26 protein-coding genes and 1 pseudogene are annotated in these 25,168 nt (G+C 55.2%); 10 read left to right on the top strand and 17 right to left on the bottom strand.

Annotated elements, in window-relative coordinates:
* Position 1: 1 nt before the first annotated feature.
* On the bottom strand, positions 2 to 358 hold the full coding sequence (locus AC2T28_RS16420) for a hypothetical protein (protein ID WP_486749712.1): 357 nt from the start codon (positions 356 to 358) through the stop codon (positions 2 to 4).
* 322 nt (positions 359 to 680) lie between these two features.
* Between AC2T28_RS16420 and purD the strand changes: the two genes are divergently transcribed.
* Together purD and AC2T28_RS16410 are read left to right on the top strand one after the other, a co-directional pair.
* The gene (gene purD / locus AC2T28_RS16415; protein WP_486749711.1) at positions 681 to 1,946 is read left to right on the top strand and encodes a phosphoribosylamine--glycine ligase; all 1,266 of its coding nucleotides are present in this window, start codon (positions 681 to 683) and stop codon (positions 1,944 to 1,946) included.
* Positions 1,947 to 2,262: 316 nt separating this feature from the next.
* Positions 2,263 to 2,805: a hypothetical protein gene (locus AC2T28_RS16410; protein WP_486749710.1), complete on the top strand. Its 543-nt coding sequence runs from the start codon at positions 2,263 to 2,265 to the stop codon at positions 2,803 to 2,805.
* A 291-nt stretch (positions 2,806 to 3,096) separates the two neighbouring features.
* Here the strand turns inward: AC2T28_RS16410 and AC2T28_RS16405 are convergent, their stop codons facing one another.
* Entirely contained in the window at positions 3,097 to 4,086 is a 990-nt protein-coding gene (locus AC2T28_RS16405; RefSeq protein WP_486749709.1) for an endonuclease/exonuclease/phosphatase family protein, read from the bottom strand.
* 392 nt (positions 4,087 to 4,478) lie between these two features.
* On the opposite strand from AC2T28_RS16405, the gene AC2T28_RS16400 reads away from it, so the two are divergent.
* Positions 4,479 to 4,805 carry a hypothetical protein gene (locus tag AC2T28_RS16400; protein ID WP_486749708.1) on the top strand — a complete coding sequence of 109 codons (327 nt, stop codon included), beginning with the start codon at positions 4,479 to 4,481 and terminating at the stop codon, positions 4,803 to 4,805.
* Between the two features lie 201 nt (positions 4,806 to 5,006).
* Positions 5,007 to 5,297: a hypothetical protein gene (locus AC2T28_RS16395; protein ID WP_486749707.1), complete on the top strand. Its 291-nt coding sequence runs from the start codon at positions 5,007 to 5,009 to the stop codon at positions 5,295 to 5,297.
* Between the two features lie 22 nt (positions 5,298 to 5,319).
* On the opposite strand, the gene AC2T28_RS16390 is transcribed toward AC2T28_RS16395, so the two are convergent.
* On the bottom strand, positions 5,320 to 6,099 hold the full coding sequence (locus tag AC2T28_RS16390; RefSeq protein ID WP_486749706.1) for a VCBS repeat-containing protein: 780 nt from the start codon (positions 6,097 to 6,099) through the stop codon (positions 5,320 to 5,322).
* 17 nt (positions 6,100 to 6,116) lie between these two features.
* Positions 6,117 to 6,440 carry a 2Fe-2S iron-sulfur cluster-binding protein gene (locus AC2T28_RS16385; RefSeq protein ID WP_486749705.1) on the bottom strand — a complete coding sequence of 108 codons (324 nt, stop codon included), beginning with the start codon at positions 6,438 to 6,440 and terminating at the stop codon, positions 6,117 to 6,119.
* A 228-nt stretch (positions 6,441 to 6,668) separates the two neighbouring features.
* Between AC2T28_RS16385 and AC2T28_RS16380 the strand changes: the two genes are divergently transcribed.
* Positions 6,669 to 7,181, top strand: coding sequence for a peptidoglycan-binding domain-containing protein (locus AC2T28_RS16380; RefSeq protein WP_486749704.1), 513 nt, complete (start codon positions 6,669 to 6,671; stop codon positions 7,179 to 7,181).
* Positions 7,182 to 7,215: 34 nt separating this feature from the next.
* Positions 7,216 to 7,884 carry a Crp/Fnr family transcriptional regulator gene (locus AC2T28_RS16375; RefSeq protein ID WP_486749703.1) on the top strand — a complete coding sequence of 223 codons (669 nt, stop codon included), beginning with the start codon at positions 7,216 to 7,218 and terminating at the stop codon, positions 7,882 to 7,884.
* Positions 7,885 to 8,167: 283 nt separating this feature from the next.
* Here AC2T28_RS16375 and AC2T28_RS16370 read toward each other — a convergent pair.
* The 8 genes and pseudogenes from AC2T28_RS16370 to AC2T28_RS16335 form a co-directional block, all read right to left on the bottom strand.
* Positions 8,168 to 8,677 (bottom strand): annotated as a pseudogene (locus tag AC2T28_RS16370) (CbrC family protein); the annotation flags it as partial.
* Positions 8,678 to 8,829: 152 nt separating this feature from the next.
* The gene (locus AC2T28_RS16365; protein ID WP_486749702.1) at positions 8,830 to 9,282 is read right to left on the bottom strand and encodes a GFA family protein; all 453 of its coding nucleotides are present in this window, start codon (positions 9,280 to 9,282) and stop codon (positions 8,830 to 8,832) included.
* A 155-nt stretch (positions 9,283 to 9,437) separates the two neighbouring features.
* Positions 9,438 to 10,979, bottom strand: coding sequence for a Do family serine endopeptidase (locus AC2T28_RS16360; protein ID WP_486749701.1), 1,542 nt, complete (start codon positions 10,977 to 10,979; stop codon positions 9,438 to 9,440).
* Positions 10,980 to 11,197: 218 nt separating this feature from the next.
* Positions 11,198 to 11,392, bottom strand: coding sequence for a DUF2065 domain-containing protein (locus tag AC2T28_RS16355; RefSeq protein ID WP_486749700.1), 195 nt, complete (start codon positions 11,390 to 11,392; stop codon positions 11,198 to 11,200).
* Positions 11,392 to 12,270, bottom strand: coding sequence for a protease modulator HflC (gene hflC / locus AC2T28_RS16350; protein WP_486749699.1), 879 nt, complete (start codon positions 12,268 to 12,270; stop codon positions 11,392 to 11,394). The genes AC2T28_RS16355 and hflC overlap by 1 nt, the downstream gene beginning before the upstream one ends.
* The gene (gene hflK / locus AC2T28_RS16345) at positions 12,270 to 13,424 is read right to left on the bottom strand and encodes an FtsH protease activity modulator HflK (RefSeq protein ID WP_486749698.1); all 1,155 of its coding nucleotides are present in this window, start codon (positions 13,422 to 13,424) and stop codon (positions 12,270 to 12,272) included. The genes hflC and hflK overlap by 1 nt, the downstream gene beginning before the upstream one ends.
* 68 nt (positions 13,425 to 13,492) lie before the next feature.
* The gene (gene gor / locus AC2T28_RS16340; protein WP_486749697.1) at positions 13,493 to 14,851 is read right to left on the bottom strand and encodes a glutathione-disulfide reductase; all 1,359 of its coding nucleotides are present in this window, start codon (positions 14,849 to 14,851) and stop codon (positions 13,493 to 13,495) included.
* A 145-nt stretch (positions 14,852 to 14,996) separates the two neighbouring features.
* Positions 14,997 to 15,476, bottom strand: coding sequence for a hypothetical protein (locus AC2T28_RS16335; protein ID WP_486749696.1), 480 nt, complete (start codon positions 15,474 to 15,476; stop codon positions 14,997 to 14,999).
* Positions 15,477 to 15,559: 83 nt separating this feature from the next.
* Between AC2T28_RS16335 and AC2T28_RS16330 the strand changes: the two genes are divergently transcribed.
* On the top strand, positions 15,560 to 16,054 hold the full coding sequence (locus tag AC2T28_RS16330) for a hypothetical protein (RefSeq protein ID WP_486749695.1): 495 nt from the start codon (positions 15,560 to 15,562) through the stop codon (positions 16,052 to 16,054).
* A gap of 169 nt (positions 16,055 to 16,223) precedes the next feature.
* Here AC2T28_RS16330 and AC2T28_RS16325 read toward each other — a convergent pair whose 3' ends face one another.
* The 4 genes from AC2T28_RS16325 to AC2T28_RS16310 form a co-directional block, all read right to left on the bottom strand.
* Positions 16,224 to 16,700, bottom strand: coding sequence for a hypothetical protein (locus AC2T28_RS16325; protein ID WP_486749694.1), 477 nt, complete (start codon positions 16,698 to 16,700; stop codon positions 16,224 to 16,226).
* Between the two features lie 26 nt (positions 16,701 to 16,726).
* Positions 16,727 to 17,236, bottom strand: coding sequence for a hypothetical protein (locus AC2T28_RS16320; protein ID WP_486749693.1), 510 nt, complete (start codon positions 17,234 to 17,236; stop codon positions 16,727 to 16,729).
* A 3-nt stretch (positions 17,237 to 17,239) separates the two neighbouring features.
* Positions 17,240 to 18,028 (bottom strand): ribose-5-phosphate isomerase RpiA, encoded by a 789-nt coding sequence (gene rpiA, locus AC2T28_RS16315; protein ID WP_486749692.1) that lies wholly within the window; start codon positions 18,026 to 18,028, stop codon positions 17,240 to 17,242.
* A gap of 111 nt (positions 18,029 to 18,139) precedes the next feature.
* Positions 18,140 to 19,345, bottom strand: a complete 1,206-nt coding sequence (locus AC2T28_RS16310) for a hypothetical protein (protein WP_486749691.1) — start codon at positions 19,343 to 19,345, stop codon at positions 18,140 to 18,142.
* Positions 19,346 to 19,683: 338 nt separating this feature from the next.
* Here AC2T28_RS16310 and AC2T28_RS16305 point away from each other — a divergent pair, with 338 nt between their 5' ends.
* Positions 19,684 to 21,057, top strand: coding sequence for an L-serine ammonia-lyase (locus tag AC2T28_RS16305; protein WP_486749690.1), 1,374 nt, complete (start codon positions 19,684 to 19,686; stop codon positions 21,055 to 21,057).
* A 60-nt stretch (positions 21,058 to 21,117) separates the two neighbouring features.
* Positions 21,118 to 22,041, top strand: a complete 924-nt coding sequence (locus tag AC2T28_RS16300) for a DMT family transporter (protein WP_486749689.1) — start codon at positions 21,118 to 21,120, stop codon at positions 22,039 to 22,041.
* On the opposite strand, the gene AC2T28_RS16295 is transcribed toward AC2T28_RS16300, so the two are convergent.
* Positions 22,016 to 22,753, bottom strand: coding sequence for a thiamine diphosphokinase (locus tag AC2T28_RS16295; protein WP_486749688.1), 738 nt, complete (start codon positions 22,751 to 22,753; stop codon positions 22,016 to 22,018). The genes AC2T28_RS16300 and AC2T28_RS16295 overlap by 26 nt on opposite strands.
* 72 nt (positions 22,754 to 22,825) lie before the next feature.
* Here AC2T28_RS16295 and AC2T28_RS16290 point away from each other — a divergent pair, with 72 nt between their 5' ends.
* Positions 22,826 to 25,108, top strand: a complete 2,283-nt coding sequence (locus AC2T28_RS16290) for a chemotaxis protein CheA (RefSeq protein ID WP_486749687.1) — start codon at positions 22,826 to 22,828, stop codon at positions 25,106 to 25,108.
* Positions 25,109 to 25,168: the final 60 nt, after the last annotated feature.

Raw genomic sequence — 25,168 nt, 5'->3', positions numbered from 1 at the left:
CTCAGTCACCGCCGCAGCTGGAACAGCTGCTGCCGTTACTACAACTTCCGCCGTCTGACTTATTCTTTGAAGTAAACAAATGCGTCACAGAGAAAATGCCGAAAACAAGGGCGAAAAAAAGCAGTTCTGGTTCACCTGAAAGCCAAGACAGGACTACAGCACCCAAAGCACCCAGAAGCCAAGCCCGACTAGCAGCCACGTTCCGTTGTCCCGGCCATATTTCCTTTGGCGCAGGCTCACCAAATTCACGTTGGTATAGCTCTAATGTCTGGGCATAACCTTTGTTCTCCTGAACAGATCCACCTTCTGGCGTGTGGTGCAGCTTGTTGCCTAGCACTCCATCAAAAAACCCTGCCAATAGTCTCGGGTCAGCGTCAAATGGACGTGCCAGACAGCATCCACCTCTTTTGACGGGACAACAGCATCTTGGCTAACCTGTGAAATGTATACAAATCTTCGGTATTCAAAAATTGCCTGTTGTGTCTTGCCAACCGAAAACCCAGTTTCTTTGCCAACCAGATTCCTGAATTTCAAACCCCCTTCAAACTCAGGGAACTCATAAGCCTCAATTTTCGCCCATAAGTCGGGCTTGCTTAAATGCGCCATAAAATAATGCTACTCTTGCCTGTTTCGTCGTCAGCCTCTAGACCGCGCGCAAAGCTTAGCATTTGGAGAGCACGATGAATATCCTTATCCTCGGCAGCGGTGGGCGCGAACATGCGTTGGCCTGGGCGGTGATGCAGAACCCCAAATGTGACCGGCTGATCGTCGCCCCCGGCAATGCGGGCATCGCGCAGATCGCCACCTGCGCTGATCTCGACATCAATCACGGTGGCGCGGTTGTCACCTTTGCCGAAGAAAACGCCATCAACTTTGTCATCGTCGGCCCCGAGGCCCCGCTAGCCGCAGGGGTATCCGACCGCCTGCGCGATGCGGGCCTGCTGGTGTTTGGCCCCTCCGAGGCAGCCGCCAAGCTGGAGGCCTCCAAAGCCTTTACCAAGGAAATCTGCGCCGCCGTCGATGCACCAACCGCAGGGTACGGCCATTTCACCGACGCAGACGCTGCCAAGGACTACATCCGCCAGCAAGGCGCGCCCATCGTGGTCAAGGCTGACGGTCTGGCCGCTGGCAAGGGCGTGATCATGGCCTTTGACGAAGCCACCGCGCTGGACGCCATCGACGATATGTTCGGCGGTGCCTTTGGCGAGGCCGGCGCCGAGGTGGTGATCGAAGAATTCATGGAAGGCGAGGAAGCCTCGTTGTTCGTCTTGGTTGACGGCACCAATGTTCTGTCGATGGGATCCGCGCAGGATCACAAGCGCGTCGGCGACGGCGACACCGGGCTGAACACCGGTGGCATGGGGGCCTATTCCCCTGCCCCAGTGCTCAGCGCCGAGATCGAGGCCAAGGCAATGGCTGAAATCATCAAACCCACCATGGAAGAAATGGCCCGCCGTGGCACGCCTTATCAGGGCATCCTGTACGCTGGTCTGATGATAAAAGACGGCCAGCCGCGTCTGGTGGAATACAACGTGCGCTTTGGTGATCCCGAATGTCAGGTGCTGATGATGCGCCTTGGCGCGCAGACGATGGACCTGATGCACGCCGCGTCCGAGGGCCGGTTGGATCAGGCTCAGGTGAACTGGGCCGATGACCACGCCATCACCGTTGTCATGGCCGCCAAGGGCTATCCGGGATCATACGATAAAGGCTCCGAGATCAAGGGGCTGGACGCCCTGACCGAAGATGGCCACAACATGGTGTTCCACGCAGGCACCAAGGCGCAAGACGGCAAGGTGCTCGCCACCGGTGGCCGGGTGCTAAACGTGACTGCCCGCGGTGACAGCCTGCAAGAGGCCCGCGACCGCGCCTATGCCGCCGCCGATGCCATCGATTGGCCCGGAGGCTTTATGCGCCGAGACATCGGCTGGCGCGCGCTGAAATAAGCGGTTGGTCGACACGAAAATCGCTCGGCCGTAAGGCCGGGCTATTGGGCATCAGATGATTTGACCTTTGCGTCAACCCAGACATTTGCAGCGACGCCTCAAATGTCAGATTTGAACCCAAGTGGTAAATGCTGCATGAAAAACGAATGACAGCTTCAGTGGAAACTCACCAATCCTCAATGTGAATTGAGACCGCCTCTGCGGAGCTCGATGATGGCCTGGCCGGACAATTCAATCATTCGTTTGCCGTTCCTCAGAGCCGCGTTTTGTGCTACATTAGTCGCATTCAAAGCGTTCTCACAGGGAAGGCCAACCCATGCTGCCCGCTGCTGTCATACCTACCCTGCTGCCGACAATCATTGCTTTGCCATGGACAAAACATCTCGAAGCAGCCTGTAAAGAGGCATCAAAAAAAATTGAGAAGAGCGCGAAGTCGCTACCGCGCGCGAAATTCACCGAAAAAATTGTTGAGGAGACGATTTGTGCCGAGATTGGAAAACTCGGCAAGGATCTCACCAAAAACCTTCAAACCGTCGTAAAGAAAAGTGCGGAAAAGGAGAAAAAGAAGGCCGAGGCAGTGATCAAGAAGGATCCCGCCAAAGCCCAAAAATTGAAATTAGACGGCTTCCGTGATGATTTGGAAAAAGCAAAAAAGGCCACGGTCGTTAATCCTGAAAAGCCGTTAAAATTACCGAAACCAAAGGGTGCCGCACTCTACAAGGAAGTCAAAGTCCAAGTCTTGACCAAAGACAAAGTGGAACTGAACATCCCGATATTCATAGGCGTCGACCCTTGGAAAAGCATCGAGAAGGGCAAGCTACAGTTTTTCTTTGGTCTCGGCATAGGCGGCAAATTCTAGAGCGTTTCGGCTTGACCTCAAACGGCAAGCCAATTGGGGAAGGTTGCTTCAGAATGTGATGTGCAGTGTTTGCACTGGCGTGCTGGATGGATGGCCTGGGTCAGAAATACTTGACGTTTGGGTCAGCTATGCGTGGCTCGGCTCACTGAGCAAGTTCAGAAAACCGGGCGGATCAGGTTAAAGATGTCGACATCTCACACAGGCAGCCCCTCTTCGACCGTACGCTACCCCCCTGCATAAACATTCGTAGCACAAGACTGAACAGATTTTCGGACGTTGGCTTGACCGTCATTAAAACTTCAAGTTTGCAACCACACCTGCATGACGTGATCCTAATAACGGTCGCAACTCCATCGCCCCACCTCCCGGAGCCAACACGAAATCGATCGGCAGTGGAATGCCTCGCAAATAAAACGCCGGCCAAGTCGGCCCCGCTAATTGCGAATTGGTCATCGCCGCAATTGACTTCACCCGGTCAGACCACGGAACGTTGTTGAAATCCCCTGCAATGACCACAGGCCCCTCCAGCACGGATAAGACATCAGAGGCGGCCAATTCATTCTCAACACTGTTGTGCGGCCAAGGCCACGGAAGATGCGCCGACACGACCCAGACCTTTTGACCATCTAAATTGACAGGTGCTGCCGCAATCGCCCGTTGGCGAGAACACACAGGCTCCCCCGCAAACGGATGACGCGAAATCACAGCAATCCCGATCTGGCCTGAAAACTTGCATAAATGCTGATGAGGAAAGCTTGGTTCCAGCAGCGCAAGGATGGACCTGTTCTTGCTCGACACTTCTTGCAACATCACAACATCCACATCTGCGGCCTCAATATCAGCGACCACAGACTGAACCTGCGCAGTCGCAAACCAGAGGTTTTTGGAGTACACGCGAATGTCTCCGCCCGGGCGCTGCGGCAGAAATGAGATCGCAGTGCTGATCAATGCCAAAGCCGCAATTGCTGCAAAAACCGTCCTGTCCCAAAGCGACCTGCCAAGAGCTATTCCCAAAAGGCAGGCAAGGCCAAAAACAGGCCTTCCAATTGAAAAACTGTCGGCAGCCCGGTGCAACGGCCCCAAGAACCCGACAACAGCGAACAAGGCAGCGATCCATACCAGGCCCAACAAGATCTTGCGTAACATCAAAATTGCTTTCAAAAACGGTTTCACAAACAGTCCGGGAAAAGCTGCAAGAACACAACCGGACATCTCGTGGGCTGGTATCAATTGGTCCGACCTCCGGTAGACAAAATCTAACGGCGAGGTGTTGCTGAACACGTGGCTGCCTGACCCAGAAACTTTGTTGAGAGGCCAGCGTTGCCCATTGCGCGATCAGGCGAACGCTGCCTTGACACCTTAGCAATCCAAATGTGTTTAACTATGGGTTCCTGTGCTCTTTGCATTCCAACACCAAGGGCACAGCCTCCCAGGTAACCCATGGGTTACCCCGCAACCCCAGGTCCTCCCGTCAGTTGGCTGGCATCTATCGATGCCGTCTCCCGTTGGGCCCAGCGCCGCTGCGCGGCGTAGGGCATAGACAGTTCATTCGCAACATATTCAAAAGGCTTGTGCGCAAGGCGAACGAGAGGCAGTATGTGCAAGGTCAACCTATTTGATCAATTAATGCCTTTCAAACTAACGATTTACCCTAATACGGATTTCGACAAAGCATGCAGAAATACATTTTTGCACTTTTTTCCTGTCTACTGGTTTCATCTGAAATCTCTGCAGACCCCAAAACCTCTTTCACAATAGCTACGCCAATAAAGTCTATCGAGGATACGATTGTTGATGTGGAAGAGCTTCGAACTCGTATTCGAAATATTGACCAGCATTCAAATGACTTCGATCTATCTAATATTTTGAAATTTGAGGTCGTCTCAGAACAGATCCTACCGACACTTCTCCTTTCCTGTGGAAATAAAGAAGATTTTGCTGAATTTTTCAAAAGACACGAATTTGGGAAGTTTCAGTTAACATCAGGCGAAGAAGCTTAACTGAAAGACTGCCTCACTGGTGTCTTTGAGTATGCTGACACCGAATTGGGCTTTACCGCTCCGGGATTATTCAAACGGTTCTCGACAGGCTACCTCAGTGCTGTAGTAAAACTCGGGTACCAATGTGGGTATAGGTCACAACGCCTGCTTTCGCGGTTTGCGTTGAGTGTATGGCTTTTCCATCCATTTGAAATAAAGGACATGAGCAAGTTCCGGTGCCTAGGGGATATTTCAAGTGAATATGGATATTCCGAGTCAAGCATCGAATGGGGAGTTGCAAGAATAGCCGATGAGATTTTTTATTCATTCCTTGTATTTGGAAACTGGAATGATGCAAAGCGCTATCAAGAATATCGAAATTTGGTGAGGATGAACCGAGAGCTGGAAATGTGTCGAGAACTGATAAGCAAGCCTTTCGATGATTCCGAGCTTCAAGCGGATCTTGTTATGGAAACCCGTTGCTTAGAGATACTGACTACCGAAGACGAGTGACCAAAGCATCAGCGGGTCCTCCTCACCGGCACTCCAACGCCCGGTCCATACTCGCGCGCCCTTCAAACGCCCCAATATCCCGGCTTTTGATCTCTCCACCTTCCAGCCCCGACGTCATGATCCGAGACCATGTGGCATCAACCGTCACCACCTCAGGACCATCCCCACAGTCGCGAATACCCGAGGTAATGAAATCCTCGCCGATGCGGTGATTGGTCAGCCCAGCCTTGCTGGCAACTTCAACCAGTTTGCCATCCCGCAAGCTCCAGATCCGCAATGTCTTGGCCAAATGAGGCCGATCGATATACGCCACCTCGGGCCAGCCATCTCCATCAAGATCCGCCGAGCCGATGGGGGCCAGCCAACGATGTGGGCGGCCAATGAATGGCGTTGCGGCGTAAAGCCCAGCCTCGTCATACAGCGACAACCGCGCGCCCTGTGTCAGGCTGGTTTCCACCACCATCACCAGCGTCGGACCATCGTCACCTTCGATGATACGCGGTTCCAGGTCTTCGAATACGTGATTTTCCGGCAGGCGGATGATCAGCCTATAGGTCTGACTGCTCTCGCATTGCCAGCACGCGTCGACCTCTAGCCGCAGGGCGCCCCACTCTACATCATCGCCTAATATGGCATGGTCATAGCGGGTGGTGGGCTCAATGAACTCGGCCCCAACAATAACATCCGGCGGCGCGGCTTGCACCGCCCCGGCAACGCATATCCCACCAAGCCACAAACACAACAGCTGCAGCGCGCGGCGGAAGGAACCGAGCCAAGGGCGGGGCATCAGACGCCGCGCCATTGGACCCGAGGCAAACATCAGATCTGTTTTTCCGGCATCTGCACAACCAGGCCGTCCAGTGCATCGGTGACCTTGATCTGGCAGGTCAGGCGTGACCGCGCTGGATCGGGCTCAAAGGCAAAGTCCAGCATGTCTTCTTCCATGTCGTCCTTGGCCGGGACTTTTTCTACCCAGGCAGGGTCCACATAGACGTGGCAGGTAGAGCAGGCACAGGCGCCGCCACAGTCTGCTTCGATGCCCGGGATGTTATTGTCGCGCGCACCTTCCATCACCGTTAGCCCATTGGCCACGTCGATGGTGTGTTCAGTGCCGTTATGCTCGACATAAGTAATCTTTGCCATAATCAGGTCTTCCCCTTTCGGTACTCGACGGTCTGTGTAGCCAAGCCCCCCCTGCAACACCAGACCCATTTGCAACGCCACTGGATCAGACCGCCATTTGTCGCCGTTTTTCAACAGTCGCGGTGCTGCATCCGCCCCTCTTCACACGACGCCCCTTTGCGCCACCGCCGGAACTAGGTTATTCTGCGCCAAACTGCCCGGCATCACTGCCACCAGAGGCTTTCGAGCATGACTTTGACACGCCCCCTTTTCCTAGCTGCGCTGCTGCTAGGTACCCTAAGCGCCTGCACCCCGACCGGGGGCGATCTGGGTGTGGTCACCCGCGCGGGACAGAATGCGCCTCCGGGGGCGCCACCAGACAGTTGTTGGGGTAAGCAGACCACCCCTGCTATCATCGAAACCGTCACCCATCAGGTGATGTTGCAACCGGCCGAGGTGCTGTCAGATGGTACAGTAACCCGCCCCGCAGTGTTTAAGACCGAAACCCGCCAGGACATCGTCCGCCCGCGCCGCGAAACCTGGTACGAGGTGCTGTGTACCGAAGAGCTGACACTTGAATTGGTTTCCTCCGTACAGCGTGCCCTGTCCGCGCGGGACCTCTATCGCGGGCCAATCACTGGCCAGCTCGACCGCCCGACACTTGCCGCCGTGCGCCGCTATCAAAAACCACTGGGACTTGATAGTAGCATCCTGTCCCTCGCCGCCGCCCGCCAATTGGGCCTTGTGGCCATCACAAAATGACACGCCAATTCAGCAGTCTACCGGAGACCTAACAATGCCAAGCGACACCCTGCCGCAAACAGGTTTTCTCAAAGGGAGCTCCTCGGGCCTGAAACAAATGCTGGAAAGCCAGGCCAGTGAAATTCGCCTGGACCCTGGCGACGTGCTGTTTGAGCAAGGCGATGCCGGAGATGCGCTGTTTGCCATCACCAGTGGGGCACTGGAATTTTCGATTCTCTCGGCTGCGGGGCGAAAACTTTCGCTCGATATCATGCGCAGTGGTTCGGTCTTTGGAGAAATTGCCCTGTTTGACCCAGGTGAGCGCACCGCCACCGCCACAGCCATTGAACCAAGCCGGGTGTTGCGACTTCGCAATCGCGATGTGCTGGCCCAGATCCTGCGCCAACCAGAACTGGCCGGAGACCTGCTGCGACTGGCCGGCCAGCGCATGCGCTGGATGGGCAATCAATATAACGAACAGGTTTTCCTGGCGATGCCGGTCCGGCTGGCTCGTAAGCTACTGCATCTGACCTCGGAAACCGGGGATGGAAAACTGGCACTGTCGCAATCTGAGCTGGCCGAGTTTATCGGTGCCACCCGTGAAGCCGTGTCAAAAACACTGGCAGCCTGGAAACGTGGCGGTGTAATTGAAATCTCGCGTGGCGGCGTGGTGATCCTTGACCGTCCAGTCCTGCAAGGCTTGGCCGAGCCCGAATTCATCTAGCCCCCATCGCCGCCTTAAACGCAGAAATGAAACCAAAAAACAGTGTTGGTGTGAACTAGATCACAGATCTCCTGCCGGGTTTGGCCCATGATGGGAATTGGTAGCGCCGTGATTGTTCCATCCCATCGGCGCGTCCGTCCAAACAAGAGCCATGTGCCCAGCGCACATGGCTCTTTAGGTTTTGATGTCGTGTAATACACATGTTGGAGACCTGTTAAGGCCGACAAATAGCCCAGAGTGGATTAAATTCACCGTGCCGAAAACGTCTGATCCTCCACATTGCTTAGGTCATGTCCGCGTAAGCCCAGTATTCTTCAGTGTTCTTATCTTGGAATAGATAAATGGCCGGCTGGCCACCTACGACAACGTTACACAGATCAAAGTCATCGGGGAAATTCCATTCAACCTGAGCTTTTCGGCAGGCTGCAATTTTACCAGTTTCGTTTTGTTTGCAAATAATTGATCCAGTCACCTCACCGACAAAAATGAGAGCGTCTTTATCTGAGAACAACCATCTATAGCCTTGCCAAGTTGAGTATCCAGGCGTTCGTGCATCGATAGTCGCGATAACATTTTGAGGCACATCTCGAGGTATATTGTAGAGGTCGTTAAAGCTTGCAGTCCACTTTGCTGCGGCTGAACCGTCGGCAATGCACCATGGGCATACCTCGCTTATGTCATCCACGCAGTAAATGGGCCCGACGTACATGAAGGTTCTTTCCTGTTCACAACACGGGCAGGAGCTGAGTTTCTCAACCACGCAACCATTCCCGATTGGGTCGGGAAAATACTCAAATCTTGGTAATTCCCTGGTGTCCTCTTAGTATACATCACTTTGAAAAATCGTCGCCAGTTTTCTGCCATGATGAAATAATTGGTGCGCAGGCTTGTGACCAGCAATATTGCCCACACAGGTATATTCCGGACACCTCTCAGCAAAGCCCTTCACCGCTTGGAATACTCATCCATCAACACCTGTAGCTCCTCCATAGTTTCTGGAAAGCGGGCAAAACTGTGAGCGGCGGGCACATTTACCCATGGCATTTTCTGCTCTGTCATAATCTCAGCAAAGGGTTCAAAAGCCCCGGCTTCGCTAAGGACTGAAGTTCGAAGATTGATCCGCTGACCTGTTTCACCAATTTGCGAATACACGAAATTCAGGCATGATTTGCAAAAGTAATGCCTGCGCCCAGTCGTGCCTCGGCCACCTTTGATCAGTTCTCCGGTGCAGGAAAAACTATCGGCTGGAAACATTGTGGTCAGTGAAAAAGCACTTGCGCAAAGTTTCTGACAATCACGACAATGGCAGGCCAAAGTCAGGAGCGGAGAAGCTGTCACACGGATCTGCACGGATCCACAAAGGCAGGCACCCTGATAGGGTGGTTTAGGAACTGTCATAAACGGTCTTTCCTTCATTACAGCTGGTCAAAAGTTAGCGGTCTACTTCGGATCGTCTACGGCGCAATTCGCAGTCGGCCCGCTCTCGTGAATTTGCGCAACAAAAAGGGGCCGAGCATGATACCCGGCCCCTTTTACTCTAAAATAGTCGTGGCTTACTTACCTAGGTTCAGCGCCACAAACCGAGGCTGGCCATTGCGGCGCACCAGCAACAACAGAGACTTGCGACCGGCTTCCTGAGCCTGGGTAATGCGATCTTCGAAATCGCTGATGGACGCGACTTTTTGCTGCCCTGCTTCGGTAATGATATCGCCGCTGCGTAGGCCTTTTTCCCAGGCCTCCGAGGCTTCATCCACCGACAGGATCACCAAGCCTTCCTGGCCCTCGGGCGCATTCAGTTCGGCGCGCATTTCGTCGGTCAGCGTACCGATGGTCAGCCCCAATATTTCTTTCTCGGCGGTGACCGGCGCCTCATCCTCTGTTGGGGGCGTCAATCCGGCAGCCCGTTCGGCGTCTTCACGCCGCCCCAGAGTGACCAGCAAAGTTTCAGTGCCACCTTCGCGGTGTACTACAACACGCACAGCCTTGCCGACCTCGGTGGCGCCAACCTGGCGTACCAGCGCGCGAGTGTCTTCGACATCCACACCATCAAAGGTCAGGATCACGTCGCCTGCCAATATTCCCGCTTCCTTAGCCGGGCCGTCAGGCACATCGGTAATCAGAGCACCCGAGGCACTGGCTAGCCCCATGGCTTCGGCCAAGTCTTCATCGACATCCTGGATACGCACACCCAGCCAGCCGCGACGGGTTTCGCCGAATTCTTTCAACTGGTCGACCACCTTGGTGACAACGTTAGATGCCATTGAGAAGCCAATGCCAATCGATCCGCCGTTGGGCGACAGGATTGCTGTGTTCACACCAATCACGTCACCGTCCATGTTGAACAGCGGCCCCCCCGAGTTGCCCCGGTTAATCGCCGCATCGGTCTGGATGTAGTCGTCATAAGAGCCGCTCAGCTCGCGGTTACGCGCTGATACGATACCTGCCGAAACTGAGAACCCCTGCCCCAGTGGGTTGCCCATGGCCACGACCCAATCGCCAACGCGGGCGGTATCGCTGTCACCAAAGTTGACAAAACTCAGCGGCATCTCCGCTTCAACCTTCAGCAATGCGATGTCGGTTTTCTCGTCGGTGCCAATCAATTTGGCAGGCAGCAGTTCTGCAGGCTGACCATCACCCGGGAAAAATTCGATTTCGATCTCGTCTGCATCAGCAATCACGTGGTTGTTGGTGACGATGTAACCGTCTTCCGAAATCACAAACCCCGACCCCAAAGCCGACGACCGGCGTGGCGGGCGGTGTTCGCTGCCACCGTTGCCGTTGCCATTGTCGTCCCCGCCATTGCGGTCCTGAAACTCGCGGAAAAACTCTTCAAACGGCGACCCTTCGGGAACCACGCCCTGTGGACCTGTACGGCCCTCGATCACTGTGGTCGTTGTGATATTCACCACCGCAGGGCTGATTTTCTCAGCCAGCGGTGCAAGGCTCTCGGGACGCGCCTGAGCCATCAAGGCCTGAGCCAGAACCATCACGGTGGTGACCAACGCCAGCCACATCAGCCGGGGACCCGCGACCAATCCATCTTGGCTGATTGAAATTGCTTTTGCCTGAGGCTGCACGGAACTACTCCTTGTCATTGTTCTCTTCCTCCTCCCCGTTAGGGCGCGGGTCCTTACAGGTCCCAAGGAGGCATAGATGACAATGTAGTCACTTCCGCGCTTGCCGCAATAAATGTTGCAAGGTTTCAAGTTGAAGTGAGGAAACTTTCAGCGCTGGCCGGGCATTCCGGCCCTTGGATGCGCTAAAATCCGCCCAGCAGGCGGATCCAGCAGAGTTTTCCGGCTAAAATCAGAGCTCAAACACCAAACTGATGAGCAATCCACAACAGAATAAGTCCCAGAACCACAGACAAGGCCCCAACCTGGCGCCGTTCGGACATTGGCAGTTGCCGCATCATCTCCAGCAACCGCTCCACAAGCGAAGGGGCCAGCACATAGGCCAGCCCCTCTACTAATAACACCAGCCCGAAGGCCAGAAAGATCATCGCCATCAGTTGGCTGCTGCCCCGGTCGAGGACTTCAGATAGTTGAAGAACTCAGAGTCAGGTGACAGCACCATCGACGAATTGCCTTCGAGCATCGACGCACGATAGGCGGCCAAAGTCCGATAGAATTCAAAGAACTCAACATCCTTACCGTAAGCCTCGGCAAAGATCGCGTTGCGTCGGGCGTCCGATTCACCGCGAATGATCTCGGCTTCACGTTCAGCCTCGGAGACCAGTTCGACCTTAGTACGATCCGCTTGCGCACGAACTCGCTGCGCAGCTTCTTTACCACGGGCGATTTCGTCTGCAGCTTCCCGCTCACGTTCGGCCCGCATCCGGTCAAAAGTCGCCTGAAGGTTGGCAGTTGGCAGATCGGTCCGCTTCAATCTCACGTCGATCACTTCCAGGCCCAGAGAGCGAGCTTGAGTGATGGCGCTATTGCGGATCCGCAGCATCAAGGTCGCACGATCCGACGACAGAATGTCGTTTGAGCTAACCGAACCCAGAACCTCACGTGTTTCAGCACGAAGAATGGAATCCAGACGGTTTTCTGCCACTGCAATACCACCTGCACCCACTGCTTGGCGGAACTGACGAACATCGGCGATGCGATAGCGTGCAAAGGCATCAACCACCAGACGACGGTCATCCAGCGGAGTGATCTCCAACGGGCCAACTTCGCGGCTCAGGATACGGTCGTCATAGGTGACAACTTCCTGGATCAGTGGGATCTTGAAGGCCAGTCCTGGCTCTTCTTTCACCGAAACCACACGACCAAATTGCAGAACCAGCGCTTTTTCGCGCTCGTCTACGATGAATATCGCCGACAGGCCTGCAACAACGGCCAGCACCAACAAGGGCAAGAGAAATGTAGTTTTCCGCATTAGTTGCCCTCCGTCCGGCGCAATTCGTTCAGCGGCAGATAAGGCACGACGCCCTGACCATTACCACCCGAGGTTTCATCCAGGATCACCTTGTCGACCCGGCTCAGAACCTCTTCCATGGTTTCCAGATACAAACGCTTGCGTGTCACGTCTGGCGCCTTGCTGTATTCTTCTAGAACCGCAGCAAAACGGCTGGCTTCACCCTGGGCTTCGTTGACCACTTGGGCACGGTAAGCTTCGGCTTCTTCCAGTGTTTGCGCAGACTGACCACGCGCTCCAGCCAGAACCTGGTTGGCATAGGCATCAGCCTGTTTTTCCAACCGGTCGCGTTCCTGACCAGCCGACTGAACGGCGCGGAAAGCATCTTTGACGGGCTCAGGCGGATCGGCCTGGTCAAAGTTAACCCGGACGATGTTGACGCCACTGTCGTAACTATCAAGTGTCGACTGGATCAGCTCTTGCAGACGGTCCGAGATGATTCCCCGGTCCCGGTTGAGAATCGGCGCAAGTTCCGACTGCGCGATAATCTCGCGCATCGCCGATTCAGACACCGCCTGAATGGTCTGCTGTGGATCACGCAGATTAAACAGGTAATTGGCCGGATCGTTGATGTTCCAAACAACCTGGAAATCGATATCGATGATGTTCTCATCTCCGGTCAGCATCAGACCGGCATCGTTGCCGCGTGCGCCCGCACCAATTGTCTCGGTTTGCTCCACTTTTACTTGGATCACCTCGGCGGTGACCAGTGGCCAAGGGGCAAAGTTCAAGCCTGGTTCGCCAGTGGCCGAATATTCACCAAGGAACAATTCAATCGACTGTTCTTCTGGTTTCACGGTGTAAAAGCTGGCCATGCCCCAAAGGATAGCAGCAGCACCCAAACCGATAATTGCAGTGCCGGTGGTGAACAGCGGCCCATTGCCACCGCCACCTTGACGATTACCACCGCCCTGGCCGCCGCCGCCACGTCCGCCCATCAGCACACGCAGTTGTTCCTGGCCTTTTTTCATCAGCTCGTCGATCTCGGGGATCTGTGGACCGTCATCATCGGGGCCTTTACCGCCACCGTTGTTGCCACCACCGTTATTTCCCCGGTTGCCTCCGCCACCGGAAGAGCCTCCGCCCCCCCAGGGGCCACCACTATTGCCCGACATATGTTCCTATCCCTTACTTACCGCAAAATGCGGCATTTGTGCTAAACTGAGACCTTGGCCGCAAAAATTCAAGCGCTGCGCACAGGTGTTTTCAGTGTTACCAATTCTTCGGACATGGTCGGGTGTACCGCCACGGTCCGGTCGAAATCTTCTTTGGTCGCGCCCATCTTGACCGCGATGCCAGCCAGCTGGATCATTTCACCCGCCCCCGGTGCCACAATGTGACAGCCCAGAACCTTGCGGCTGGCCTTGCTAACCACCAGTTTCATCAAAACACGTTGTGCGCGGCCTGCAAAGGCCTGTTGCATCGGTTTGAAGCTGGTTGCGTAAACTTCGATCTCTTCGAGCTCACGCGCTTCTTCTTCGCTGAGCCCCACCGTGCCCATTTCGGGTTGGGTAAAGATCGCCGTGGGGATCAGCTCGTGATCTGGTTTTGTTGGATTGGCTTTGAACACAGTTTCGACAAAGGCCATGCCTTCGCGGATCGCGACCGGCGTCAGGTTGACCCGGTCGGTCACATCGCCAATGGCATAAACCGACGGCACCCCGGTCTGGCTGTAATCATCAACGACAATCTCGCCCTTGCGGCCACGTTCAATACCCAGCTCTTCGAGGCCTAGGTTATCAGCGTTTGGCGCGCGACCAGTGGCGTACATCACCTTGTCAAACAGCTGCTCGTTGCCATGGGTGTCGATCACCCGGATCTGGTCGCCCTCTTGGCGCATCTCAACCACATTGGTGTTGGTCTGCAGATCAACGCCAGCCTCGATCATGCCCTCGGCCACTACGTTGCGGGCCTCTTCGTCGAACCCGCGCAGGATCTGCGGGCCGCGATAGAACTGAGTGGTTTTCACGCCGAGGCCATTCATGATGCCCGCAAACTCAGAGGCGATATAGCCACCACCCACGATCAGCAGGCTCTCGGGCATTTTGTCCAACAGGAACATATCGTTCGAGGTTACCGCCAGCTCGGAACCGGGGAAGTCCGGCACAATCGGGCGACCGCCGGTGGCGATCAGGATGTGCTTGGCGGTTTTGCGGGTGCCATCCGACAGCTCAACCGTGTGGGTGTCCACCAGCTTGGCACGGGCATCAAAACTTTCAACGCCATTGTTTTTCAGGATATTGCGGTAGATCCCTTCGAGCCGGTCCAGCTCGGCATGCAGCTTGCCCTTGAAAGTGGGCCAGTCAAAGGCACCGGGCTGGATGTCCCAACCATAGGCCTGGGCGTCCTCCACCATACCGGAATACTCAGAGGCAAAGACCATCAGCTTTTTGGGCACGCAGCCACGGATCACACAGGTGCCACCATAGCGGTCTTCTTCGGCCAGTGCCACTTTGGCACCGTTGTCGCCTGCGGCAACCCGCGCCGCACGCACACCGCCGGATCCACCGCCGATAACAAAAAGATCGTAGTCAAAGCTCATTCGCGTCGCCTTCCTTATATCTTGCGCGATCTATCCCACAGGGAGGGCGCAATTACCAGCCTCGCAGGTGGGGTCTAATGGGACGAATTCAACCTATTGCAGCAGGGGATGACGCAAAGGTGTAATGCGCCATTCGTATCCCGGCTCAATCGGCGCGATTGGCAAGCTGCTGTTTCCAGGTTTGCTGCCAGTCCGGCCAATAGTGGCCAAGCGCTTGCTGAAAAACGCGGGTGCTTTCGCGGTCTGGCGTGGCAAACCGGAAGCCGATATCGGATCGGTTTCTGTTGCTTAAGGATATGAACCCTTTTTTCCGCGCCGTGCCGTCAAATTCAATAGTGTCCAAATAACGGATGTCGTGCCAAGGCGTCCCATTTAGCCCATTGGGCGAAATCTCCGAAAGGCTCCGGCGCCTCAATAGGCTTCCAATACCGCGAAGAAACCCGTCGATACCTTTTAACATCAAGAACCACGCCCAAACGATGAGGACAATATGGAACTGAAGTCGGTCAAAAGCATCCATATAGATATACCAAGAACTCAAGGCCATGCAGAGCAAACCACCACCGATCTCGATCAGCGCCTTCGTTTTGGTTTCAAAGAGTTTGGCGGAGGGAGGCGTGGTCATGTATGGTCCGGGCTAAAGTAATTGAAAATATGTTGTTATGGTGCAGGCAGATAGTCACCTCGTCAACCCGTAAGCCTTGATACATGACCCAGCCATTTTGCCGCCCCAGCACAAAGGGCGAGTTGATCGCTGCCCTGTATGCCATGATCGAAAGCGGGTTTTGGCGACCCCAGGATCTGTCGCACTGGGCGGATGAGATCATATTGGCGACGGCCTCCCCAGCGATTTGGGTGATTGATCTCGCACAAGCGGCACCAGATACCGCCAGTCTGAATGATGTCTTTCACAAGTTCCTGTTCATTGATCATGTGAACCTCCCCGACACTTTCGATGACATCTGTGCGGGGTTGGTTTTACTTCGACATCAGCATCAGGCTCTTTTCGAAAAGGACACGCGGTTCCTGCTGGTCGATCTTGCCGATCCGGACGGCATTGCAGGGGTGCAGATTGAAGAGATTGAAAGTATCGATTTACAGAACCCACAATTCCAAGAACTTGTTACGCAGGCAGAGGTTCTGGTGTCATCAATTGACGCGAAAAACATTCTGGCGACGCAAACTCTGCTCGTCTCGGACTAAGTCTCAAAAAAAATAAGGACAGCGCTCGGCCGAGGTGGGTGCTGCCCGGTGTTCCACCGAGAAAATCACTAGAATGGAAGCACCCCATACGATCCAAGGCTCGAGACTTGGCAATACCGAAACGGCTTAAGAGCTCTCCCAGCCTTGGGTTAGTTCGTGAGAGGGCGTTTTATGGTCTTCGCCAATCAGACCAATAGTGGTTCAGCACGGTTTGAAACTGCTCGGTTTCCAGCTTGTTTTCGTTTTCAACGTGAAAGCTCAACGTGGTCAGACGGTCTTGGTCACCTCGAAACAATACCTTGGCCTTGCTACGGGCAAATGGCAGGATTTTGTAGCTACGCTTGATGGCCTCGATATCATCCCAAGCCAGAACCTGCCCCTCCCATCCCCGTGCATTCGACTTTAGTCCCTGCCCTGAAATCGAAGTGAATTTGGGAACTTCGTCTCGGTAGCTGCTGTAATGAAGGACCCAGATGAAAATCAACGTATTCAAACTGAGATACACAGTTTTGAATTCGTACAGTCCCAGAACAAAATCCAACAACAAATAAAGGCCAAAACACAGCATAAAAAACCAAGTATAAATTCTTAGTGCCGCCTTGGGCCATCGGTTAGACTGAACAAGCTCAGCTTCTGAATTTTGCACAATTTGCCTCTCTAAAATTCTCTAAATCAAAGTTGCTCTTGCCATGGTGCGTCAATATCCGGCCAGTGACGTCTCAGCGCCTCGATAAACTCAGCGGTTGCCTCTTGATCCATAAACCGCAGCGGCAGCTCCTGGCTTTCCTTTTGGCTCTGGGCGTTCTGGAAATTCACAAAGGCCTTGCCCGTGTTCCCAACCAAAGCCGGGATCTCGATAGCGCGGACCTGTTTCCATTTGATGGTTTCCAAGGTTCCTGAGGCAGACAGGAGGTCGAGCCCTTTTCGGTCGACCTTGGCGATCAGGTCGGTTTCAGCGATATAGCGAACACGGCCACCCATAGAAAACCGCCGGGGGATTTTCCCGGACACGAGGCAGTAGACAAAAACACCGATCAGCAGAACGATCAGAAAACTGGGGATGCCCATGAGCTGCAACACAGGGGTCAGCACAAACAAGGGTACCCCTGCCATCAAGGCAAAGGGCAGCTTTCCCAGAATGTTCCGAGTAGCGTGAAATTCTTGAACCTTTTGGCGTGCCACGTCTTAGTCCGCCAGATCCGTGAACAGGTTGTCGGTTTCAACAAAGTCCAGATGGTCGCGTTCGATGGTGCCTTCGTTGATGTCGCGCACCTCGACCTTGCCGTTGCCATAGCCAATGACCACGGTGTCGCAGATATCGATGAACAGCCCATTTTCCACCACACCCGGCATCTGGTTCATCACCAGCGCCAGTTGGCGGGCGTTGCCGATCCGTTGCAGGTGCAGGTCCAGAATGTGGTTGCCCTCGTCCGTAATAAAAGGACGTTCGCCATTCATCCGCAGCGTGGCCGAGCGGCCCAGAACATCCATGGAAATCAGTGTTTCCTCGATCAGTGCATGGGTGGTTTGCCAGCCAAATGGGATCACCTCGACCGGCAGGGGGAAGTGACCCAGGGTTTCCACCTCTTTGCCCACATCGGCAATCACCACCATCTGATCGGAGGCGGTGGCGACAATCTTTTCCTGCAACAGCGCGCCGCCGCCGCCCTTGATCAGGTTCATATCGCCATCAAATTCATCCGCGCCATCGATGGTCATGTCCAGCCATTTGGCCTCGTCCAGCGAGATCACATCAATGCCCACCTCGCGCGCCAGCTCAGCCGTGCGGGTGGAGGTGGGGATCCCTTTGATCTTGAGCCCCTCGTCTCGCACCATTTCGCCCAGGCAACGCACCAGCCAGGCCGCGGTGGATCCGGTGCCCAGCCCAACACGCATGCCATCCTCGACCATGTCGGCGGCCCGTTTGGCGGCAACAAACTTGGCCTTGTCGATGGGGGACAGTTCTCCGGTCATGACTGTGTCTCCGTAACTTTGGTTGTTGGGGTTATAGGCAAAGCCCGCAGGTGTTGCGAGCAACAATTCAAAGTTGCACACCACACCCGCACAGCAAAACGGCCCGCAGAGCTATTTGGCGGTGACCTTTGCCCCGTTGATTTTCAAAACGGCCTTGCCTTTTTCGCGGTCAATTGGCGTTTTCAGATCATAGTTAAAGGTCACTGATCCTTCGGGCAGCAGGCTGCTTTTCTTGAGTTTGACATCCGCCGTTGCTGTTACAGACATGCCCATCGCCTTGGCCGCTGGTGTATTGAACACCAGCCTGCAGGAGGGAATGAGATCCTTGAGGAAGGTCTGGCTTAGGTTGTCATAGGTCCAAAGCTTATAGGCTACAGCGCAGGTGAGTTGCACATCGAAGCCTTTGGTTTCCGCCAGCCCCAAAAATTCAAACAGATCCCGCGCCAAAGAGTCCCACTGGATCACATGGCGATAGATCACCTTTGCCTCCTTGCCCGCACCGCAGTCAATCGGGCCATGAAACTCCAGATCCCCAAACGACTTGCCGATGGGCGCCTTGTCCCGATTGGCCTTTTTCAGCAGGTTCTGGCTGCCTGTGATCGAACCATCCCAGCGGAGTTGCTTCAGTTCTTCGATCCTCTCCTTTTCCTTTTTGGCCGCCTCTTCTTTCAACTGCCTGGCTTTCTCGGCCTCGGCGGCCTTGATGTGAGGCGCCAGTGAAGACTTCCAGTGCTTGGAGGATTCAAATTCGGTATTTGGTTTGCCGCCATCAATTCGAGTGAGCTTGGCATATTCAACCATGCAGGTTTTTACCGCCGGATCCGACGACAGCAACTTGCCCGATGGCAATTCCACATGCCAAGCGTCCCCGGCGTCAAAGGCCTTTTTGCCTTTGTAGTTGCGTATATCCTGCTTAGCCAACTGTTTGGTCCAGGCTGCCGAGAACTGGGCATAGGTCATGAAATGCTCGTCCTTGTTGCCCCAAGGTTCTTTGGCTGTGCTAGAGTATTTCTGCTTCTTGCCGGGGGAAGTGTAATACATCGGCACATGCCGCGCCTTGTCCACCATATGGGCGCTGGCGCAGGTCCAGCTGCGCCCCGAGGCAACGGAGGCGGCCTGTTGCTCTGGGGTTCTGCTCAGTGTGATCGAGCTTTTGGAGACTTTGAAGTTTACGTTGTAGACTTTCTTCTCGGCATCCTTGGTGCCTTTCTTGGTAAGATCGGCGACCTTTTTGTCTCGCTTCGCTTTCATCACCGCATTCAACCCTGCGGCAAATTCTTTGGCTTTTTTGGAGATGTTACTTGAGGCTTTGGCCATGGCGCGCTCCCAACACTCGTTAAACAAAATACAAACAAAACAAGTTGGATTCGGAGACGGATCCGTATCCATGGTCAGAATACTATCACCCCTTGGGACCGGGCAAGTCACGCAAACCTCCATCCGGCCCACAAAGCCTAGGGATGCCTTGACAGCCTAGTTTATCACAATTGGCGCCGGAAAACGCATTGAAACTGCGTGTTTCCTATGGGAAACGTCGGAAACGGACTCTTGTCCTGCCCGACGCTGAACTAGGACTTGGGCGTAACCCGATCGTTTGTTGCCATTCACCTTTGCCGCCCTGCCCTAGCCACTCCGCCAGAAGGATATGCCGTCTAATGTTTCTCTCTGTTTTCGACATGTTCAAAGTGGGCATTGGCCCGTCGTCGTCGCACACCATGGGGCCGATGGTGGCAGCTGCGCGGTTTTTGGACATGATGCGCGCCTCGCCGTTTGAATTTCACGGCGTGCACGCCTCGTTGCATGGCTCCCTGGCCTTTACCGGGGTTGGGCATGCCACCGACCGTGCCACCATTTTGGGGCTGGCTGGCTTCCTGCCCGATACCTATGACGATGAAAAGGCGGATGCGGCCCTGGTTGAGATCAACGCCAATCATCAGGTTACTCCCGAGGGACTGGGCGCGCTGGCCTTTAACCCCAAGTCGGACATGATATTCGACTATGACCAAGCACTGGAAGGCCACGCCAACGGCATGATCCTGATGGCCACGGATGCGCAGGGCGATGTGATCCTGCAGCAGGTGTTTTACTCGATCGGTGGTGGCTTTGTTCTGACTGAACAGGAACTGGCGGATGGCAAAGACACCGATGACGGGGCACCTGTGCCGTTTCCGTTTCAGTCAGCCGCCCAGATGCTGGAGATGGCCAAGGCCAGCGGCAAGTCGATTGCGCAGATGAAGCGCGCCAACGAGGTGTCGCGGGGCTGTGAACAGAGCTTTGCCAAGGGCACCGCGCGCCTGTGGGAAGTGATGAACAACTGTATTGAACGTGGATTGGTTCGTGATGGTATTTTGCCTGGCGGGTTAAACGTGCGCCGCCGCGCCAAGGGGATTTATGACTCCTTGGTGGCCGAACGCGGCATGAACCTGACCGCGCCGCATACCATCAACGACTGGATGAGCGTCTATGCCATGGCAGTGAACGAGGAAAACGCGGCGGGCGGCCAAGTGGTCACCGCCCCGACCAATGGGGCTGCCGGGGTGATGCCCGCTACCCTGCGCTATTATCTGGACCATGTGCCTGGGGCTGCGCCTAGCCATGTTGAGGATTTCCTACTGACCGCCGCCGCGATTGGCGGGCTGGTGAAATACAACGCCTCGATTTCCGGGGCCGAGGCTGGCTGCCAGGCCGAGGTTGGGTCGGCCGCTGCTATGGCTGCCGCTGGTCTGTGCGCGGTGATGGGTGGCACGCCCGAGCAGGTGGAAAACGCCGCCGAGATTGCGCTGGAGCATCATCTGGGCATGACCTGCGATCCGGTCAAAGGCCTGGTGCAGGTACCCTGTATCGAGCGCAATGGCCTGGGTGCAATCAAGGCTGTTTCCGCTGCCTCATTGGCATTGCGCGGTGATGGCAAGCACTTTGTTCCACTGGATTCGGTCATTGAGACCATGCGCCAGACCGGATTGGATATGCATGAGCGCTACAAGGAAACCTCGCTTGGGGGGCTTGCGGTCAACATCCCAAATTGTTGAAAACGTAAACGCATCACAACCTTTACTTGCATTTTGTGGATTTCGTTCTAACCTTCAAGAATGACACGCGATCATCCCATACTTGGCATCCTGTTGATGTTGGGCTTCTGCGTCGTCGCCCCACTGGGAGACGCGGTCGCCAAGCTATTGTCCAACGCGGTGCCATTGGGTGAAGTTATTTTTGTGCGGTTTGCGGTTCAAGTCTTGTTGCTGTTGCCGATTGTGATGATGACCCGGCGGCAATGGCGGATGAACGGACGGGTGTTGCACCTGACCTTTGTCCGCACCCTTCTGCATATCGCGGGCATCGGGGCCATGTTCACCGCGCTTAAACACCTGCCCCTGGCAGATGCTGTGGCCATTGCTTTTGTCATGCCCTTTATCATGCTGCTGCTTGGTAAATACGTGCTCGACGAACAGGTCGGCATGCGGCGCCTGGGCGCCTGTATTGTCGGCTTCATTGGCACCTTGATGGTCATCCAACCCAGTTTTACCGAAGTGGGCTGGCATGCCTTGTGGCCGCTAATGGTCGCGGTCATCTTTGCCTTCTTTATGCTGGTAACACGACAGATCGCCAAAGAAACCGATCCGATTGGCCTGCAGACAGTTTCGGGTGTGATGGCCTGTGTATTGCTGGTGCCAGTGCTATTGGTCGGCGATCTCTTTAAGCTCGACGTGTTAACCATTATGGCGCCAGATCAATATGGCTGGTTCTTATTGTTTGCCATTGGCGGTCTTGGCACCGTCGCCCATCTGTTGATGACCTGGAGCCTGCGCTATGCGCCGGCCGCAACTTTGGCATCGATGCAGTATTTCGAAATTCCGGTGGCAACCCTATTTGGCTGGCTGATCTTTGGACAGCTTCCCAATGGCTTGGCCTCATTTGGCATCGCGCTAACCATAGCAGCTGGGCTTTATGTCATTCTGCGCGAACAGATTTCTGCCCGACAGGTTGAGCTTAAAAACCAGGTACCTGCTGAATAGCCTGCATCAACTGGGGCAACAGGCGTCGTGGCACAATGCCCAGCATTCCCGGCCCTTCCATCTGTAATGAAACAGGACCGATTGCCCGATTTGAGGTCCCAACACAGTGCATAGGTGAAAACTGCACTCCATCCAGCGGCCACTCCAAACCGGATGAACGCGCGTTAACCACGTCCATTGGAAACACAGAGACAATATCCCCGGCCCGCGTGGGTAGTTCGATCCTGGCGGGAACATGAAAAATCGCTTCGGTCTCGGCCAGCAAGATGCAGGGGCTCTCTAATGGCTGAACCAAGGTGTGAAAGGCCGCCAGCTGATGATCAATTCGAGCGCCCAAAAATCCGACCGCCAGTACCACCGGGGCTTTGATATTGCGTAATGCCTTATGAAAGTCGGTGCTGTCCTGTTCGGCAATCTCGTACAATGAATTTGGCGCTAATTGTGAACGCACTACATTCGATAGGGAATCTAAATCACCAATCACTGCCAGCGGAACGTGTCCTTTGGCCACTGCCAAATCGGCGCCACCGTCTGCAGCAACAAGGAAGGGAGCCACACTTAACGCAAACTCCAAATCCCCTGCCGCGACCACTCCGCCACCGATCAAGGTTACTGGTTCAGATTCTTCAACAATCACCGCTCGCTCCCGGGATTTTATGCAATAATCGATACAAGCCATAATCTGGTCACAAAAAGATACGATCAATTGCATGGATTCGGACAGAATTTGACGCTCTGCGCCTATTATGTAAACGGCAATGGCTTTGGCGAGGACAAGATTCCTATGGTACAGAATAATAAAGTTTTAACCGTTTCTTATGGAACCTTCTCCTGCACGCTAGAGGGGTTCGAAGATTCGTTTGATACCATGAAGGCCATTGCCGAGTATTTCCGCGATCTGGCATCTGATGATCGATATTTTGGCGCTGAACCTCCCCAGCCCGATGCCGATATGCTGGCACGCATTGCCCAAAAAGAAATTGACCGCCAGGTTGAAGCCCGCACCAGCGAAGGTGCCGTTCATTTGCGTGCAGCTGAACCAGCCGCGCCGACACCAGCAGCCCCTGCCGTTACAGCTCCCGTTGTTGCCCAAACGCCTGCCCCGCCCGCTGCCCAAGCCGAGGCATCGGCCATTGAAGCCGAACCTGTTGTTGCGCAGCCCGTCAAGGAAGCCGAACCCGAGGTTGTTGCACCTGTTGAAGCCGCGCCTATCGAAGAGGCCGAAGACGCCGCTCAGGACATTGCCGCAGAGGTAGTTGAAGACGTCGCCACAGTTTCTGAGCCTGTCGCCGAGGCAGAGGCAGAGGCAGAGGCAGAGGCAGAGGCAGAGGCAGAGGAAACTGTTGAAGCTGCTGTTGAAGTTGAAGCCCAGCCTGCACCACAGGTCGATGAGCTAGTGGTCGATGAGCCGGATGATGCTGTGGACTTGGCTGCCGTAGCTGCCGCCGTCGCTGCGCCAGCCGAAACAGTCGAAGTCTCGGTCGACGCCAAGGCTGAACAAGTTGCGGATCTGCCCCCAGTCGAGGACCTGACCGCCGAAGTCGAGGTTGCCGAGGAGCCTGAAGCTGAAGAGGATGCCATCCCTGCGGCTGACAGCATCGCTGCCAAGCTTCAGCGTATCCGCGCCGTGGTGGCCCAAGCCCCGCAAGAAGAAGAGTTCTCGGAAGATCAGCACGCCGACAATTTCATCAAAGAATCGGCGGTCGATATCGCCGCTGCGATGCGGTTGGATGACGAAGCTGAACTGGCTGACGAAGATGATCAGGACCTTCAGGACCAGATCGACATCGCCGAGGCACTGGACCGGATCGACCAGCGTCAGCTTGAGGCTGAGGCTGACCAGGGCGACGTCGAAGCTGAGATCGAAGCCATCGCGGATACCGAAGCCGCAGCCGAAGCATTGGTTGACGAACACGAGCCTGCTGACACCGAAGCAACCGATCTTTCTGATGACAGCAGCCTATTCGAGGATCTGGAGGAAGACACCGCCAAAGGCGACGGCGAAAAGCTGGAAGCTGAGGCAAATATACTTGCCGAGATTGCGGCCCAGTCAGCACCTGCAGAACCAGAAGCCAAGGTACAGCCAGCCAAACCTGTTGGACGTGCCCGCATTATGCGGGTGAAACGGTCGCAGATTGAAGCTGCGGTGCAGACCGGTGCCCTGCAAGAAATCACCGAAGAAGATGCGCCTGAGAAGGCCGCAAAAGAAGCGCCCAAGACATCTCTGACAGATGTTGAAGAAGCTGACTTGCTAAAAGAGCTGGCTGCCGTTGAAGCTGAACTCTTGTCGTCGGACCTGGCGGCCGAGACCACGCCCGAGCCTGAAGAAGCGCCTGAAGTGGAAACCGCTGAGGCGCCGTCAAAATCCGCTGCGGTGCGTACTGCGGCCCCGACCGTAGACAGCGATGTGTCGCGTCTGATGGACGCCGCAGACGAAAAGCTAGAGGATCCTGAACTTTCCTCCTCGCGCGAGACCTATGACCATTTGCGCGCTGCAATGGCCGCTGCGCAGGCAGATCGTGCCGCTGGTGGCACCGCAGGCAGTGGCAGCCGGGATGACCCTTATCGTGAGGATCTGGCCAGCGTTGTTCGCCCGCGCCGCCCTGCGCCAACAAAAAAAGTCTCCCAGCGGCCATCCACTGCCTCGCGCCCGGCGCCTTTGAAACTGGTGGCAGAACAGCGCATCGACGAAGCACCCGCCAAGCCAAGCGGCCCGATCCGTCCACGCCGGATTGCGGCAATGCAAGAAAGCGAAGCTGAGCTTTCGCAGAACGGCCAAGAAGGTGGATTTGCCAAATACGCCTCGGAAAGTGGTGCCATTGAGCTCAGCGAACTGCTTGAAGCTGCGGCCTCTTACATGAGCTTTGTCGAAGGCCGCGATCACTTTTCGCGCCCACAGCTGATGAACAAGGTCAAGCTGCTGAACAGCGCCGAATTCAATCGTGAAGACGGGTTGCGCTCTTTTGGCCAGTTGCTGCGCGAAGGCAAGATCGAGAAAACCAACAGCGGCCACTTTACCGCATCTGGCGAAATCGGTTTCCGCCCGGACGAACGCGTCGCGGGCTAAGCCGCCAGACATCTACCCAATAAAAAAGGCAGGCCAAGCGCCTGCCTTTTTGCTTTTTCA

Source organism: Parasedimentitalea nitratireducens, from assembly GCF_057444295.1.
This window is presented reverse-complemented; position numbering and strand designations above follow the sequence as displayed.

What these genes read in the sequence shown, in the direction of transcription:
- purD (WP_486749711.1), top strand. Translation starts at nt 681, where the DNA reads ATGAATATCCTTATCCTCGGCAGCGGTGGGCGCGAACATGCGTTGGCC.
- AC2T28_RS16410 (WP_486749710.1), top strand. Translation starts at nt 2,263, where the DNA reads ATGCTGCCCGCTGCTGTCATACCTACCCTGCTGCCGACAATCATTGCT.
- AC2T28_RS16400 (WP_486749708.1), top strand. Translation starts at nt 4,479, where the DNA reads ATGCAGAAATACATTTTTGCACTTTTTTCCTGTCTACTGGTTTCATCT.
- AC2T28_RS16395 (WP_486749707.1), top strand. Translation starts at nt 5,007, where the DNA reads ATGAGCAAGTTCCGGTGCCTAGGGGATATTTCAAGTGAATATGGATAT.
- AC2T28_RS16390 (WP_486749706.1), bottom strand. Translation starts at nt 6,099, where the DNA reads ATGGCGCGGCGTCTGATGCCCCGCCCTTGGCTCGGTTCCTTCCGCCGC.
- AC2T28_RS16385 (WP_486749705.1), bottom strand. Translation starts at nt 6,440, where the DNA reads ATGGCAAAGATTACTTATGTCGAGCATAACGGCACTGAACACACCATC.
- AC2T28_RS16380 (WP_486749704.1), top strand. Translation starts at nt 6,669, where the DNA reads ATGACTTTGACACGCCCCCTTTTCCTAGCTGCGCTGCTGCTAGGTACC.
- AC2T28_RS16375 (WP_486749703.1), top strand. Translation starts at nt 7,216, where the DNA reads ATGCCAAGCGACACCCTGCCGCAAACAGGTTTTCTCAAAGGGAGCTCC.
- AC2T28_RS16365 (WP_486749702.1), bottom strand. Translation starts at nt 9,282, where the DNA reads ATGACAGTTCCTAAACCACCCTATCAGGGTGCCTGCCTTTGTGGATCC.
- AC2T28_RS16360 (WP_486749701.1), bottom strand. Translation starts at nt 10,979, where the DNA reads ATGACAAGGAGTAGTTCCGTGCAGCCTCAGGCAAAAGCAATTTCAATC.
- AC2T28_RS16355 (WP_486749700.1), bottom strand. Translation starts at nt 11,392, where the DNA reads ATGGCGATGATCTTTCTGGCCTTCGGGCTGGTGTTATTAGTAGAGGGG.
- hflC (WP_486749699.1), bottom strand. Translation starts at nt 12,270, where the DNA reads ATGCGGAAAACTACATTTCTCTTGCCCTTGTTGGTGCTGGCCGTTGTT.
- hflK (WP_486749698.1), bottom strand. Translation starts at nt 13,424, where the DNA reads ATGTCGGGCAATAGTGGTGGCCCCTGGGGGGGCGGAGGCTCTTCCGGT.
- gor (WP_486749697.1), bottom strand. Translation starts at nt 14,851, where the DNA reads ATGAGCTTTGACTACGATCTTTTTGTTATCGGCGGTGGATCCGGCGGT.
- AC2T28_RS16335 (WP_486749696.1), bottom strand. Translation starts at nt 15,476, where the DNA reads ATGACCACGCCTCCCTCCGCCAAACTCTTTGAAACCAAAACGAAGGCG.
- AC2T28_RS16330 (WP_486749695.1), top strand. Translation starts at nt 15,560, where the DNA reads ATGACCCAGCCATTTTGCCGCCCCAGCACAAAGGGCGAGTTGATCGCT.
- rpiA (WP_486749692.1), bottom strand. Translation starts at nt 18,028, where the DNA reads ATGACCGGAGAACTGTCCCCCATCGACAAGGCCAAGTTTGTTGCCGCC.
- AC2T28_RS16310 (WP_486749691.1), bottom strand. Translation starts at nt 19,345, where the DNA reads ATGGCCAAAGCCTCAAGTAACATCTCCAAAAAAGCCAAAGAATTTGCC.
- AC2T28_RS16305 (WP_486749690.1), top strand. Translation starts at nt 19,684, where the DNA reads ATGTTTCTCTCTGTTTTCGACATGTTCAAAGTGGGCATTGGCCCGTCG.
- AC2T28_RS16300 (WP_486749689.1), top strand. Translation starts at nt 21,118, where the DNA reads ATGACACGCGATCATCCCATACTTGGCATCCTGTTGATGTTGGGCTTC.
- AC2T28_RS16295 (WP_486749688.1), bottom strand. Translation starts at nt 22,753, where the DNA reads ATGCAATTGATCGTATCTTTTTGTGACCAGATTATGGCTTGTATCGAT.
- AC2T28_RS16290 (WP_486749687.1), top strand. Translation starts at nt 22,826, where the DNA reads ATGGTACAGAATAATAAAGTTTTAACCGTTTCTTATGGAACCTTCTCC.